Here is a 15,266-nt window from a genome sequence, read left to right as displayed (position 1 = left end):
ATTTTTAAGGGCATAGTCATGAACATAACCACTCCTAAAATCGTCGTTATTGGCGGCGGCGCTGGCGGATTAGAGCTTGCAACTCAATTAGGGCATAAACTAGGAAAGAAAAAACACGCAGATATTTTATTAATAGACAAAAACCGCACCCACATATGGAAGCCTTTACTGCACGAAGTAGCCACAGGCTCTATTGACCCCGATTTAGATGGCGTAGTTTACTCTGCCCATGCCGCAAAACATCATTATAATTTCCAACTTGGTACCTTTTGTAATATCGACCTAAGTAATAAAACAATTACCCTCGCACCACTTTTTGACGAACTTGGCCACACTATTTTGCCCAAACGCACTGTACGCTACGACCACCTTGTTATTGCTATTGGCAGTGTAAGTAACGACTTTAATACCCCAGGCATAAAAGAGCATTGCTACTTTTTAGATTCAAACCAGCAAGCTGAGCGTTTTCAGCATTCTTTGCTCGATAGCTTTACCCGCCTTCACCAAGACGACAACCAGCAACAATCTCTTGATATTGCCATTGTTGGCGGCGGCGCAACAGGCGTTGAGCTCTCGGCAGAGCTGTATCACGTGTCTGAATTACTAAAGCTTTACGGCCTTACAAACATGTCGTCTAAACGTTTGCACATTCATTTAATTGAAGCCGGTCCACGTATTTTACCTGCATTACCAGAGCGTATTGCCGTAAGTGCCAAACGCGAGCTGTTAAAATTGGGCGTAAACGTGCGAGAACAAACCCAAGTAAAAGAAGCCACAGAGCAAGGGTTTATTACAAAAGACGAAGAACATATTAATGCCGATATTATGGTATGGGCGGCAGGCGTAAAAGCGCCAGATTTTATTAAAGACTTAGGTGTTTTTGAGCTTACTCGCAGCAACCAAATTCAAGTAAACAAGTTTTTACAAAGCACCGTAGATAAAAGCATTTTTGTACTTGGCGATTGCTGCGCCTTTACCCAAGAAGACGGAAAGCTTGTACCACCGCGTGCGCAATCGGCCCATCAAATGGCACAATGTGTTGAAAAAAATCTTATTGCAACACTTAAACACCAGCCGCTAAGCGAGTTTAAATACAGCGACCACGGCTCTCTCGTTAACTTATCGCGCTACAGCACGGTAGGTAATTTAATGGGTAACTTAACCAGCAACACCTTTTTTATTGAAGGTAAAATAGCCCGCTTTATGTATATATCGCTTTATCGCATGCACCAACGCGCCATACATGGTAGCGCAAAAACCTTTGCGTTATGGATAAGCGAAAAAGTACTGCGTGTTGTGCGCCCTAAAATGAAATTGCACTAATAAATAACCCATGGCGGTAATAAGCAGATTTAATAAATTTTTATTACCGCTGTCTTTGATTTTTCACAATTCCCATGTAAATTTATACAAACCACTTAGGGAATAAGGCAATGACGGGAAAAACACTAGTTTTTAACTTTGATGGCACAGGAAATGAGCCCCGTGACGCAGACCAATTTAGCTCAGACCATTTTAAAGAAGACAGTAGTATTTCTAACATTGTTAAGCTGCACTTATTATTAGGCGGCAAACTTGATGGTTCCCCCACTACACCTTTCTCGCAACAATTGAGCTTTTATTATCAAGGTATTGGCACTAAAGGTAGCCGGTTAAAACGCATTTTAAACCAAACTTTAGCGCCACGTGGTGACGATGTTGCCAGTATTTTAAATCAAGCCATGCGTGATTTTAAAACGCATTACCAACTAGGCGATACCCTTTTACTTACCGGTTTTAGCCGAGGTGGCGCTCTCGCTAGGCGTTTTGCAAAAATTCTGGAACCTTTGATTAGTAATAATGTGTACGTATGTGTATTTGATACCGTGGCCTCAATTGGCTTATCAAAAGTGAGTAAAGCTACACGCGGCGCAGAGCACGTTATTTTTGAAAACCACACCATTGCTAATAATATTTCACAAGCACTGCACTGCGTGGCACTTGATGAAAAACGCCGTGCGTTTGAGCCTACGCTGATGAACCATCAAAATAACATTACTGAACTGTGGTTTGCAGGCGCGCATTCAGACATTGGCGGTGGATACTACCGTGATGGTTTAGCTGATATTTGCTTACGTTATGCACTTGAGTGGATTATTGAGCAGCCGTTAGCTATTTCATTGTTAACAAGTCACGATATTAACTACAAAACTCTTCTTCCAGATAGTAATTTAATTGCACAAGACGATCTCACTGTTATCCCCGACTCACTTGCACTGAGCCACCAGCAAAATTACTTTTGGTTAAACTCGTTCTTCAAGCTAGTAGATAGAGAGTGCTTTGTGCTGGTGGATAACGAAGCGAGTAATATTAAGCCATTAGTTCACCACAGTGTAGCTACACGAATTAATAAACTCACCAGCTACCGTCCAGAGTCACTTAAAAAACAGTCATACAACGTTAGCTACAGTGACAACAGCACCTTAAGTTTTACCGGCTTAAGTGCGCACATTACGCTTGCCAACCAAAATATGAGCGTATTAAGTATTGGCCAAAGCCAAGATGTGGTGGTATTCGCCAGTGAGTTTTATAACAAAACGGGCTTAATGCTCGAGCAAGGTGCAACCTATCGCTTTACTCCCTACCCTGATCAACATTGGTTTGACGACGGCATAAAGTGTACACCTAAGGGATGGCATCGCGATGACGTGCAATTAGGCGTTAAAGAAATTCCAATGGCGTTACTTGAACCATTCAGACGACTTCCAGATGCTCAGTGGTTCTCATTAGTTGGTGCAATTAATAATAACGAAGAATTTTTATTTAAAATAGCTAATGACGCTACGGTGACTATTACTAAATCAGGTGAATTTAGTCCCTTCGCCAATGACTTAAGCCGCTTTTATGGCGCCAATGCAGGAAAAATAAAAGTAAAAGTAAGCCGCATAAGTTAAATGGGCTGAAGACGCGCAGCTTGATGGCGTTTAAAAGCAACGCTTTAACTGGGAACCACCGAGAAGCGAAGAAGAATACCTAGAGAAGTGACTAAACGATACGGGTGTTTTCACTGTGCAGCGCGAAGCACCTCGGTTTACTCGGTGGTCATATACAGATAACTTATACTAATTTGCTTTGGCTGCTCGTTTACTCCTCTCTCTTCTCTTTGTGCATTTTTGTATTAAAGATCAATAAATCACAAAGAGGTTTAGAGACGCTTCACTTTTAGAGAAGTAAATAGCATCTTGCGCGAGCAAGCTTCGCGCCTACAGCTTTCACTTCTCATTTGCTCCTCATTTACTTCTCTTTGTGCATTTTTGTATTAAAGATCAATAAATCACAAAAGGGTTTAGAAACGCTTCGCTTTTAGAGAAAAAAATAGCATCTTGCGCGAGCAAGCTTAGCGCCTACAGCTTTCACTTCTCATTTACTCCTCATTCCCTTCTCTTTGTGCATTTTTAATAAAGATCAATAAATTACAAAAAGGTTGAGACGTGCTTTGTTCGGGCTAGAGCTCATACAGCAAATGCACTTCTTATCGCGTTAAATTTACATATCGTGGGCGCCTTAAAGCACCATATTATAGATAAAGACAACACACTTACCCGCATGCTGCGGCAAAAAGTAGGCAGTTAAAAGTCTTATTTGATCGGTGCTATTTAAGCCGCGATTAAATAAGACTCTCGTCCTACGTGTTTGTTATTGCGTTTAAATGAGCCTTTCCCTTTTTTAGCTTTTACCACTTGAGGTTTAAACACTTTAGAGGTTACTAAAGCCGCCAGCGCATTATGATTAATAACACCCCTACCGGTGTCTACCGCGCTATTATTTGCGGCTTTGCTTTTCGATTTTTTAGCCATTTTATTTCCTAACTATTTATAACAATAAGAACCTTAAGAAGTGGCGATTGTATGCCTAATTTTCAAGCTTGCAAGTATTTTTATCATTACACAACGCTCTTTTTTCATAATAAATAAACATAAAAAAAGCGCAGTAAATAACTGCGCTTAGTAGTAACCTGAACACTGGATAATAAATCTATCTCTAGCAGCTATTTCCAGCGCTAACAGCGTTGAATTTACTTGAAATAGGCTAGCTATTGACGCGTAAATTCGCCTTGTTTCCACTGAAAACCTCTTGCTAGAGAAATAAGCTTAAATATCATCATGATGAAATATGTTGGTATATCTCTTAACCAGAGTTCAGGTTAAATAATTTTTAGCTCAAGTAATTAAAATTCAAAGCTTACTTTTGCATAATATGTACGCCCGTCAAAGCCATAAGGCAATGCACGTACAGGGTATTTAAACGCACCATTGGTAATAAAGTTAAGTACTTCGTCATCACCTAACTCATCGGGTGTTTCATCAAATACGTTGTCGGCACCAACAGAAAGCGTAAACATCTCATTAATGTCATAACTTACGTTTACATCAACCAACACTGCTGATTCAACTGTACTTGTTGGTTTAAACGACCCCGTTGGAGAAAGCTCACCCGGCAATGAAATATGGTCGTTACCAAAGTATTTTACATCGGTTTCGCCAAAGTAATTAAAACGAAGTGTTGAAGTATATGCGTCGCGCGCATAATCAAATGTCAGCGTGGCACGCTCACTTGGCTGTCCATCAGTAAAAAAGCTACGTTGTAAGTCATCAAAGGCAACCGCTTCTGGAATACCTTCTTCTGCATTTACGTTATCAATTTTAGTGTCGTTCAAATTACCAGCAAAAGTAACACCCAAATTAGCCCCGTCGATCTCAGTACGATACGAAGCAATAATATCAACACCTTGTGTAGTAGAATCAACGGAGTTTGAGAAGTAATTAGCCTGTACTGCGCCTGTAGCTTGAAGCGCAGCAAGCGCATCTGGGCTAAACGATACGTCGTCAGCCGATAACAAACTTCCTAACGTTATGCGGTCTTTAATTTCCACACGGTAAAAGTCAACTGTAAGCGAAAGCTCGCTGCTTACATCGTAAACAAATCCCGCGCTGTAGTTAGTTGAAGTCTCAAGCTCTAAAGTATCAACCCCTAACGCACTTGGAAATGCCGTGCCTGTGTTAGCAGTAAACGACTGAGTTAACGAGCCATCCGATCCTAGGTTGGTTGTAAAAGCTGTATAACCGCTTTGCTGAAGCGAAGGCGCTCTAAAGCCAGTTGATACCGCACCACGAACAGCAAAGTCATCATTAAACTCGTAACGTGTCGCTAGTTTACCAATTAAATCGTCACCCGCATCTGAAAAGTCTTCATAGCGAAGTGCACCACTAACGTTCCATGCATCTGTGATCATCGTTTCTAGATCTACAAATATCGCGTAGCTATTTCGATCACTTTTATTTGCCGCTTCTGGGCGTAGGCCGTTATACGCCTGAAATCCACACTGCGCAAATTGATTTTCGTCATTGACTGACGGATAAGAAGTATCAGTATTAGCTAAACCACAAGCATACGACGCTTGGCTGCCTGGTACTATTTCGTAATTTTCTTTTCGGTATTCTGCGCCAATAGTTACGTATAGTGGTTCACTGCGACCAATATCTACAATGCCGTTAAAATCAGCATTAAATGTAGTTTGATCAAATCTAAATCCACCTGAATAGCCACCGGTTGGGCCTGCATTAGCTGCAATATCAGCATCGCTTGCATCAGGGTTATTAAATAAGTACTCGGCAGCGTAAGACGCATTTAAGGTATTACGCGAGGTAAAATCGTATTGGTTTTCACCATATACAGCCGACACATCGTAAGACCAATCTGGGTTTATATCCCCTTTAAACCCTATTGCAAACGAAAGATCTTGTGCTTCATTGTATATACGCGGTAAAAAACCATCACTGTATACTTGAGTCACGTTTTTAGACGCTTCGTTAAAGTTACGATAAAAACCATTACCTAACGCGCTTCGCTCTGAGAACCCACCAAACGAGTAAAGCTCGCTATCGCCAACAGGCAGTGCCATATTGTAAAACAGCGATGTGAATTCGCTATCAGCGTTACCCTGTCCCCAGCGAACATCCTCTGAAAGCGTTCCGGGCTCTACATTTAACGACCCCCCCGTATCGCGTTCTGCACGGTTAGTCCCGTCAGCATCTCGGTATTCTAGTGATAAATTAATAAAACCACCTTCGTTACCTAACTCAAAACCACGGTTTAAACCTGCGGTAACTGTGTCGCCGTCGCCTTCGCTTGTGCCGCCATACTGAACAAAGCCCGTTGTTACACCTGTTGAATTATTAAGTGATAAGTTGATTACACCCGCTATTGCATCGGAGCCATATTTTGCCGCTGCGCCATCACGAAGTACTTCAACGCCTTTAAGCGCAGTTAACGGAATTGCGTTCATATCGGTACCGGCAGCACCAGCACCAACCGTCCCATTAAGACCAAAAATAGATTGATTATGACGGCGTTTACCATTGACCAATACCAGCGTTTGATCGGGTTGTAAACCACGAAGTGTAGCAGGTCTAAATAAGTCAGAACCATCTGACACCTGCGTACGCGAAAAGTTAAATGACGGTGCTGTAGCTTGTAGGCTTTGGCCAAGCTCAGTGTAACCGCCTTTATTTAAATCATCTGAGTCTATTAAATCTATTGGTGAAGATGACTCTGTTGAGGTGCGATTAGACACCCGAGAGCCTAATACAGATATTTGTTCAATATTTTTAGCAGCTTGAACGGGGGCTTCTTGCGCGATAACAACGCCTGGTGCGCATACTGCAAATGCAACTGCCGCTGCAAGTGTATTTAAACGATATGTTGACATAGTGACGACCCTGTTTATGTGTGTTCTTATAGTTTATTTGGCGATTTAGCATCGCCAATGAGGAACATCCTAGCAACATTAGCAAATAAAAAGAAATGAAAATTTTAAATTAAAGGCCTAAGTATGCAAATAAAGTTCAACTTAAGAAAAAAATACACCAAAAAGGCTAAAATTAATGCAAACAAGGAATTAAAATTACAAAATACATTTTTAACAAACTGTTTACAATGAGTATTTATTTATTAACTTATTCTTTTAAGGGGAGTGAGCATAAAATGGACGTACCTGTCTCTATTATGCTGTTAACTTGTATCTTTCCTGCGTGTTCTTGCACTATTGAGTGCACAAGCGTTAGCCCCATCCCACTATTTTTTCCTACTTCTTTGGTCGTGAAAAAAGGGTCAAACATCTGTTCTTGTACATGGTTTGTCATGCCACAACCGTTATCTTTTATCTCAATACAAATAAAGCTATTTTGTTCAAAAACACGCACTTCAACAATGCACCCTTTGGTGTCATTATGCTCACAGGCTTCTCGGGCATTAATGAGTAAATTAACAAAAAGCTGATTAATTGAAGCTAAATTACAATAAATAGGCGGTACATTTTCAAAATCGGTTTTTATAGCGCACAGCGATAGCTGACTTTCAAGAAGCTTAAGCATATTTACAGCAACATCGACTATGTTGACGAGCTGAACTGCATGGCATTCATTAGATTCAGAAAAATTAAGTAAATTTTGAACGCAATAGTTAACCTGCCTTAAGGTGCTCGCGCTGTCTTTTATTTTGGCCGACAAGTCATTGCTAATCCAAGCAAATGGGTGTTGTAAATTAAGTAAGTCGAGCTCGTGTTTAAACTGGCTTTCTTTGAGTTCACCGTTTAAGTATTGCTCGCTGATATTTAGTAATGTGGAGATTATTGGGCTGCTATGGCTAAGGTTATCTATCGTATTAATTGCTTGTGACAATGGGGTGCTTATTTCCGAAGCCGCATCAACACTTAGCGTACCCAATGTTGCCATTTTAGTACTTTGGACAAGCATTTTTTTATACCGTGCTAATTCGGACTCTTTTTCACTTAGTTGCTTTTGTAACGACTTAAGGTTTTTTTCATCGTTTAAACATACACTTTCTAAATGACTCTCTACTTCATTCATGCCAGTATCCCTATAGCTTGTATAACTAATATTTAGTTGCCAAACTGAAAATACGCAACCAGATCTCCTTTTTGTTCTGTAAATAAATGTGTAAATTGACAATAAACAGGCAGGTTAAGCTTAAAACACTTCCCACTCAAACGTATTTATTGCTTCACAAAAGGATGAACAAACCCCCTGTTGCTGACAACCAACAATAAGGGCCTCGTTAGACTGCTTATTAAATAGCTTTTGATGAACAATATAAAGGGTATTACTCAAATTATCAGCGGGGGTTTTTAACTCATTGGAGTTTAAAATTAATGCGCACACCTGCGTACTCTGCCCCCATAATTTCATGATATAAGCAGATACATGGAGGTAATTTATACTTTGCTCAGGCTCAGTTAATTTGTGTTGGTCCGTCACTTCTTCAACATTTATTAATTTACCAACAAAACTCAATAGCGCCACTGAAAATAGCAAAGCCTGCTCTTTTAAGTTCATACCTATATGTTGTGCAAATTTTTTAACACAACTAGCATAATGTGTTGCAACATGTATTTGCTTTTCGTGATCGATGGCCGATATAGAAGGAGGCAAATTTTCTGCCATTAATAATGATGTACTAATTGACAATAAAATAGTCGTACCAAGGCGAGAAACGGCTTCTTCTATAGAGACTGTTTTACGTGTGAAGCCCAAATAGGCCGAGTTAGCAAGTTGCAGCAACTTAGCAACAATAACAGGCTCCTTAGAGACAAGCTCGGCTACTTCAGTTAGGTCAAACTCTCCACTATCAATAAGCGTATTGAGCTCTTGCAGCAGTGAAGGATAAACCGGAAAGCTAGACATTGCCCCCAGTTTTCTTCTCATACTTTCTGAAAACGGGAGTGCTTTTAATTCTGCCACATTGTTAAACAAAAGTATTAAATCGTCTTTATTAAATGGTTTAGCAAGATACATATGCACAACGTTACATTGACGCATTTTTTCGGTTAACGACGGGTCCCCCGTGAGCAAAGCCCTCACTGGGTACGAATTTTCAATTAAACAGCGCTCTAACACATCTAATCCATTAACGTGCGGCATTAAGTAATCGCTTATAATTAGGTCTATTGATTTATTATTTTTAAGCACAGACCAAAATTCATTTATTTCACTCACCGTAATAACGTCAGCAGCGGGATATATTCTGTTAATAGTTCTATGTAGCGCCTTTAATATAAAAAGCTCGTCGTCAAATAAAACTACTCTCATTGTTTTCATTCATCACCGCGCACATTTGTATTTATTAAGTAATCATAAAACTCATCCGCAGGCAAAGGTCTAGAAAAATAAAAACCTTGAATATAATCACAGCCAAGTCTTTCTGCCAATTTACATTCGTGAGCCGTCTCGACTCCTTCTGCAATCACCTTTAAATTAAGATCATGGGACATACGCACAATGTTTCTGATCATACTTTGCATTTCAAGGGATGAATCTAAACCACTTATCAGCTCCTTATCTAATTTTATGCCATCGATTGATAACTTTGAAAGATACGCAAGTGATGAATAACCTATACCAAAATCATCAATTTGGACTTCAAACCCTAAGCTTCTTAATCTGGTTATTTGCAGTTGGCATTTTGTTAGATCATCCATTAAGTAGGTTTCTGTTAACTCAAACTGAATGTTTGATGCACTGAGGTTGTTCTCATTTAGAGACTCAAGCATAAAGTCTATCCATTCAGGGTCTTCTTTAATTTGCCGAGCAGAAAGGTTTATAGCGAGTTTACCTACTTCAACTTTTTGCATGTTCCATTGCTTAAGCTGTTTAAAACTCTGTGAAATTACAAATCGACTTATAGCGATAATTTGGCCATCACATTCAGAAATAGGTATAAATAAACTAGGAGACACCCACCCATACTTTGTCGGCTCATACCACCTAATAAGCACTTCGGCACCACTTACCTTATGTGTTTTTAAATCTATTTTTGGCTGAAAACATAAACTAAATTCTTCGTTATCAATTGCTTTAAAAAGCAGCCTACTTAGTTCAAAGTTTTTTCGGTAGTCATTCACAAGCTCTGCATCAAAGCGGGTAAAAAATCGTTGCTGTTTTTTAGCCAAGTAGTTCATATTCAAACTAAGATGATTTATAAGCTCTTTGCCCGACAAAACATCGTCAGGAAAAATGCCGTACACACCATAAAGCTCTAAACTCATTCCTTTATAACGCTGGGGTATCGCATCGCTAAATAAGCTCATAGTTTTATTAAGAGCGGCAAGTAATGTGGCATCGTTACTTGCGTGAGGTACAGATAACATAAACTGGTTAGAATGCTTTTGACACATTCTCACCTTTTCACCAAAGGTATTGTGCAATACTTTTGCAAGCAAATGTGTAAACTCGTAAGCGCTTTGGTAATCTAATAAATCAGCAATAAGTTCAAATTTAGCAATACCGATAAAAATAACCGTGTAGCTAGTGTTTTCACTTTCATACTCATTTAGCTGTTGATAAAAAGCAGGTTCTTTAATTAAAAAATCACCAAAGCTTTCTATTAAAAATTTGTCACTCGACTTACTAGGGTTAACCGACAGCTTGAGTAACTGACAAAAATCATCAGACCAATAACGTTCCAAAATAAACTCGTATTCTTTTTCGCTTTCTGCGCATTTACGAGCAATAAATAACATATTGGTTTTATTACTTAAAAAGGCCGTCAAATCGTCTTTATTTGGCTGTGCGTCTATATTAATTATGTAATCATCAACAAAGCTGTATAAACCTGAAAACAAAGACTGCGCAGGCGCATTAAAACGGTTTATTTTACCATTTTCGTCTATTTCAATAAGCGCGGTAACGCTACCTAAAAGTAGTTGGTCACGCTCGTGCTGAGCAATACGCTTGCAATAGAGTTGTTGCGCTTGTTGAATGGTTGTTATCAGTTCATTTTCATTCCAAGGTTTTTGTAAAAACTTAATCGCCAGTCCTTGGTTAAGAAGCTCAACCACCGAATTAAAATCAGAATGACCGCTAAGCACTATATTTATTATTTCTGGCCAGTGAATTTTAACTTCTCGAAGTAAATCAGCCCCAGTCATATTAGGCATTCGGTAGTCAGTCACAATAATAGATACGTCGCTTGTTTTTAAGTATTCAAGCGCCTCAGGGCCACTTTCGGCTACACTTACCTTAAAGCCGGCACGCTGCAATACACGCCGTAAAGAGCGCAAAACATTAACTTCATCATCAACCAAAAGGATACTAGGTTCCACTATTGGCTCCTATTGTTATTCAATCTTAAAAAAGATCAAAACAGCTAATACAACAGTACTTAAAAAAGTACTGCCGTCATTAAAATGATAGGGTAACAGTAATTTACATTTAAATAACATGTAACCCTAATGCAAATATATCACTTGCTATCTACAAACCACCAACCCAACCATAAAGAATTAATATAATAAAAATACCAACCCAATATAATTAGCTAATAATAAACAATACCAGCAACACTATTCAATCAACCTTTAGTCACAAAACATGCCTCTCTTAGCGCTGTTTTTTTAGCTCATGAACTTTTTGGGGTATTGAAAACAAACACAAAGCGACTGCCTTCACCCACTTTACTCAGTACATCAACACTTGCTTCGTGCTCTTCAGTGATGGTGTACACCTCAGACAAGCCTAAGCCAGTACCTTGCCCAACCTCTTTGGTTGTAAAAAAGGGGTCAAAAATTCGCTCTAAATCAGACTCAGCAATACCTGCGCCAGTGTCTTCAATAATAAGTTTTATTTTGTCTTTTTCTTGCTTACACTCAATGGTCAGTGTTCCTCCAGAAACCATCGCTTGTAACGAGTTTAAAATAGTATTAAACAAGAGTTGCCGTATTTTACTGGCCTTACCCCATAAAAAAACAGGCTCTGCAGGGAACTGCTTTTCAATTTGAACTTTATATTTGAGCTCATTCTTTAACACAATTAACGTCGACTCAATCTCAGCGCATAAGTCCACTTCCATCCAGCTTTCTTCATCGCTTAATGCAAAATCTCGTAAGCTATTAACAATTTTTTTAACTCGCTCTGCACCATCTAGCGACTCATCGAGTAGCTCCGGTAAATCTTCTATTATAAAGTCAACACCCTGGCGTTCGTATACATCCTCAAGTAATTTAATAAAGCGATCTTCAGCCTGTTTTACAATGATTTTTTTTTGCGTCTGCGTTGTTTTTATTAGTTTTAACGCATAATCCTTGAGCGTTTCTAGGTTTGAGCTCACAAACCCTATTGGGTTATTAATTTCATGTGCAACCCCTGCGGCCAACTGACCTATAGACGCCATTTTTTCTGATTGCAGCATTTTCTTTTGCGCTACTTTTAACTCTTGATGCAGTGCCTTTAATTGTTGATGCTCGTCTTCTAGCGCATTTTTTAAATCAGTTTGCTGAATAAAATAACTGGCCTCTGCGGTTACATCTGTCACAAAAATACTGACATGCGTAACCTCTGCATTTTCATTTGATAGCGGCATAAATTGCACATTTTGGTACATTTGCGACTCATCCCCTGTAATGGGACGACTGCTTCGCATGGGAAATACATGGGGGCGTTGTTGCCAGTAACTAAAGCTTGGGTTTTTTAAAATAAATACACTGTCAATTTTACGTTTTAAAAAACGCGCTTGTTCTTCAAATACAGTTAATAGAGGTTGGCCAACTAAATCGGGTTGGCGAATAGTTAATCCACCTAAAAACGTAGGGTTAGCGAAAGTGATTGTCATATCCTGATTTATAATACAGGCACCAATAGGAAGTTGCTCAATGACGCGTTCAAACTCGCTTTTTTCCATCAATCCTCCAATAAGGCTTTGATTGGTATTAACAGCTGTTCAATAGACCCTTCACTTAAGCCAATGAGTATGCGCGCATCAAATTGCATTTGCTCAATAAAAAATTCAACTTCTATAATTAAAATAGACGACCACTCATTACTGTGAGCAGATTGCACCGGATAATAAAACGCAGGCATATTTAATTGCGTTGATAACTCAAGCTGACTGGTAAAGCCTTGTAGGCAAGCAGCAGATAAAATATTGGTAATTTCTAAAACAAGTTCTTCTGTTGCGGCTTCATCAAGCGGTAAGTCAAAATCCATTACTTCAGCCAACGCATTGCAACCGTCTTTATGCATACTCATTATCACTTCACCACGAATAGTGCCCGTGAACGACTGTCGTGCAAACCAGTTATTTGAAAGACTATTAATCATTCCCTGAAAGTCTTCAGGAGACATTGCTTGAATAGCAGGAATAGACAAAGACACTTTGGTTTGAATAAGTCGAGCAAGCGCATCGGCCGCTTGCCCCATAGAAATGTTCATTATTTCTTGAAGCGCATCGCGCTCATCTTCGTTTATTTCAATCATAACAAGCCAACATCCAGCAAGGTTTCGCGTAATTGGTCGGCTTTTAAAGGCTTTTGTAAAAACCTAAAAGCGCCCATAGAGCTAACAAGCGCCTGTGCTGCAGGTTGAATATCTGCACTAATTACTATAACAATGGTTTTTTGATGCTCTTGCTGCAGCTCTTTTAACACTTCAAAGCCATCCATTTGTGGCATTTGCAAGTCTAAAAACAGTACCTCCGCTAACCCAGCATGCACAGCGTCTAGCGCTTCAACTCCATTTTTAGCTTCGTGAATCGTAATATCCCAATCTTCAGGAAGTGCGCGTTTAATTGTTTTTCTTGAAAGTGCTGAGTCATCAGCTATTGTAACCGGTATTGGCATACAGTCCTCGCTATACAATATTAGTACGTAACCTTCTGTTTTAGAGTAGAAGTAATTAGTAATTTCTGCAAAAAAATAGCCTAAAAATTCGCTTTTTACGCTGGGTTTTTATTGTTTTTTTATGCATTTTAAATTCACGCATTAATAAAATTTGTTGTGGTTAATAAAATCTGCTAATTCAGTTGTTTATAAGCCGAGGTTAGACTAAATTTAACCGTATATCAGATTTGGCTGGCTTTACTTTTATGCAAAAAACCTCTGAACTAGAAGAATTTAACAACAGACCTGCCCACATTTTATGCCTAGACGACGAGGCAAGTGTTTTAAAGTCACTTGTACGGCTGTTACGAATGAACAAATTTAATGTGGTTGTATCGACCGACGGACACGACGCACTTCAAAAAATGACAGCCACACAGTTTGATGTGGTCATAAGTGACATGCGTATGCCCAAAATGAGCGGCGCAGAGTTTTTAGCAAAAGCAAAAAAGCTAGCTCCTGACACTCAACGTATTTTGCTAACGGGCTATTCTGATCTAGAGTCAACGGTTAGTGCAGTAAACGATGGGGGTATTAACGCCTACATTCAAAAGCCTTGGCAAAACGATCACTTAATCGGGGTTATAAAATCAGCAGTTGAAAAGTTTCGCTTAAAAAAGCACAACGAACTACTTCAAGCGCATGTCAAAAAACAAAATGCGCAATTAACCGAACTGAATCAGTCGTTAGAACTCAGAGTAGAAAAGCGTACAAAGCAAATAAAACAAGTGCTCAGGCAGCTTGAAAAAGCAAATGAACGAGAAAAAAACGAGCATAAATCTACCGTAGAGCTGCTCTACAATTTTATCAATGCAAACCCTTATCTCGATGGCAACAGAGCACAAAACATTGCCAATACCTGTACGCATATAGCCTTGTATCTAAATGCATCGCAAAAAAGTATCGAACTTGCGCCAACTGCGGGTTACCTAGCACAAATAGGATTGCTAGCCATGGACCCCGATCTTTATAAAAAACCAGTGAATAAACTAACCGAAGTACAACGCAAAACCTTTTACACACATCCAAGCACCGCGCAGCTAATGCTTATGCCTGCACTGCATTTACAAGATGTATCTGATGCTATTTACTATCAATATGAGCGCTATAACGGCAACGGGTTACCTAAAGGGCTTTCGGGTAACGAAATACCCATTGGTGCCATGGTATTAAGCGTTGCACGTGATTATTGGGAAGCCTATGAACAAAGTGTGGGCGACAACGAGGCCGAACATCACCAGCACGCACTCGACACTATAAAACTTTACAGCGGTACGTTTTATCATCCAAAAATTGTGCGAGCACTTGAAGCCAGCCACAACAAAATGAAAGAGAAGAAAAGCACAGCGGGTTCGGTCACTATTTGTAATGCTCAAGAGCTTAAAGAAAATATGGTATTAGGGAACTCGATACAAAGCCACACTGGCATTATATTACTGCCCAAAGGCCATGTGTTTAGCCGTAAATCAATTGAAAAGTTACAACAACTTGAAGCAAAAAAACCAACCCCCTTTAGAATTATGATTAAAAGCGCTAAATGATTGATCTAAAGCAGGCT

11 protein-coding genes are annotated in these 15,266 nt (G+C 39.5%); 3 read left to right on the top strand and 8 right to left on the bottom strand.

Annotated elements, in window-relative coordinates; translation table 11 throughout:
• Positions 1–18: 18 nt before the first annotated feature.
• Positions 19–1,323: an NAD(P)/FAD-dependent oxidoreductase gene (locus MTP24_RS17140; RefSeq protein WP_243534441.1), complete on the top strand. Its 1,305-nt coding sequence runs from the start codon at positions 19–21 to the stop codon at positions 1,321–1,323.
• 110 nt (positions 1,324–1,433) lie between these two features.
• Positions 1,434–2,933, top strand: a complete 1,500-nt coding sequence (locus MTP24_RS17135) for a DUF2235 domain-containing protein (protein ID WP_243534439.1) — start codon at positions 1,434–1,436, stop codon at positions 2,931–2,933.
• A 702-nt stretch (positions 2,934–3,635) separates the two neighbouring features.
• Here the strand turns inward: MTP24_RS17135 and arfA are convergent.
• From arfA to MTP24_RS17095, 8 genes are all read right to left on the bottom strand, one after another.
• Positions 3,636–3,836: an alternative ribosome rescue factor ArfA gene (gene arfA, locus MTP24_RS17130; RefSeq protein ID WP_006793520.1), complete on the bottom strand. Its 201-nt coding sequence runs from the start codon at positions 3,834–3,836 to the stop codon at positions 3,636–3,638.
• A 371-nt stretch (positions 3,837–4,207) separates the two neighbouring features.
• Positions 4,208–6,748, bottom strand: coding sequence for a TonB-dependent receptor (locus MTP24_RS17125; RefSeq protein ID WP_243534436.1), 2,541 nt, complete (start codon positions 6,746–6,748; stop codon positions 4,208–4,210).
• 247 nt (positions 6,749–6,995) lie between these two features.
• Positions 6,996–7,907 carry an ATP-binding protein gene (locus tag MTP24_RS17120; RefSeq protein WP_243534434.1) on the bottom strand — a complete coding sequence of 304 codons (912 nt, stop codon included), beginning with the start codon at positions 7,905–7,907 and terminating at the stop codon, positions 6,996–6,998.
• Between the two features lie 120 nt (positions 7,908–8,027).
• Complete coding sequence (locus MTP24_RS17115) at positions 8,028–9,155, bottom strand: HDOD domain-containing protein (RefSeq protein ID WP_243534432.1); 1,128 nt, start codon at positions 9,153–9,155, stop codon at positions 8,028–8,030.
• Entirely contained in the window at positions 9,152–11,158 is a 2,007-nt protein-coding gene (locus tag MTP24_RS17110) for an EAL domain-containing protein (protein ID WP_243534430.1), read from the bottom strand. Before MTP24_RS17110 ends, MTP24_RS17115 begins: the two co-directional genes overlap by 4 nt.
• 296 nt (positions 11,159–11,454) lie before the next feature.
• On the bottom strand, positions 11,455–12,732 hold the full coding sequence (locus MTP24_RS17105; protein ID WP_243534428.1) for an ATP-binding protein: 1,278 nt from the start codon (positions 12,730–12,732) through the stop codon (positions 11,455–11,457).
• Positions 12,732–13,307 (bottom strand): chemotaxis protein CheX, encoded by a 576-nt coding sequence (locus MTP24_RS17100; RefSeq protein WP_006793514.1) that lies wholly within the window; start codon positions 13,305–13,307, stop codon positions 12,732–12,734. Before MTP24_RS17100 ends, MTP24_RS17105 begins: the two co-directional genes overlap by 1 nt.
• Entirely contained in the window at positions 13,304–13,669 is a 366-nt protein-coding gene (locus tag MTP24_RS17095) for a response regulator (protein ID WP_008133194.1), read from the bottom strand. Before MTP24_RS17095 ends, MTP24_RS17100 begins: the two co-directional genes overlap by 4 nt.
• Before the next feature lie 245 nt (positions 13,670–13,914).
• Between MTP24_RS17095 and MTP24_RS17090 the strand changes: the two genes are divergently transcribed.
• Positions 13,915–15,249, top strand: coding sequence for an HD domain-containing phosphohydrolase (locus MTP24_RS17090; RefSeq protein ID WP_243534426.1), 1,335 nt, complete (start codon positions 13,915–13,917; stop codon positions 15,247–15,249).
• Positions 15,250–15,266: the final 17 nt, after the last annotated feature.

This window comes from Pseudoalteromonas sp. APM04, from assembly GCF_022809815.1.
GTDB lineage: Bacteria > Pseudomonadota > Gammaproteobacteria > Enterobacterales > Alteromonadaceae > Pseudoalteromonas > Pseudoalteromonas marina.
This window is presented reverse-complemented; position numbering and strand designations above follow the sequence as displayed.

Excerpts from the sequence above, each read along its gene's own strand:
- MTP24_RS17140 (WP_243534441.1), top strand. The coding sequence starts at position 19 with ATGAACATAACCACTCCTAAAATCGTCGTTATTGGCGGCGGCGCTGGC.
- MTP24_RS17135 (WP_243534439.1), top strand. The coding sequence starts at position 1,434 with ATGACGGGAAAAACACTAGTTTTTAACTTTGATGGCACAGGAAATGAG.
- arfA (WP_006793520.1), bottom strand. The coding sequence starts at position 3,836 with ATGGCTAAAAAATCGAAAAGCAAAGCCGCAAATAATAGCGCGGTAGAC.
- MTP24_RS17125 (WP_243534436.1), bottom strand. The coding sequence starts at position 6,748 with ATGTCAACATATCGTTTAAATACACTTGCAGCGGCAGTTGCATTTGCA.
- MTP24_RS17120 (WP_243534434.1), bottom strand. The coding sequence starts at position 7,907 with ATGAATGAAGTAGAGAGTCATTTAGAAAGTGTATGTTTAAACGATGAA.
- MTP24_RS17115 (WP_243534432.1), bottom strand. The coding sequence starts at position 9,155 with ATGAAAACAATGAGAGTAGTTTTATTTGACGACGAGCTTTTTATATTA.
- MTP24_RS17105 (WP_243534428.1), bottom strand. The coding sequence starts at position 12,732 with ATGGAAAAAAGCGAGTTTGAACGCGTCATTGAGCAACTTCCTATTGGT.
- MTP24_RS17100 (WP_006793514.1), bottom strand. The coding sequence starts at position 13,307 with ATGATTGAAATAAACGAAGATGAGCGCGATGCGCTTCAAGAAATAATG.
- MTP24_RS17095 (WP_008133194.1), bottom strand. The coding sequence starts at position 13,669 with ATGCCAATACCGGTTACAATAGCTGATGACTCAGCACTTTCAAGAAAA.
- MTP24_RS17090 (WP_243534426.1), top strand. The coding sequence starts at position 13,915 with ATGCAAAAAACCTCTGAACTAGAAGAATTTAACAACAGACCTGCCCAC.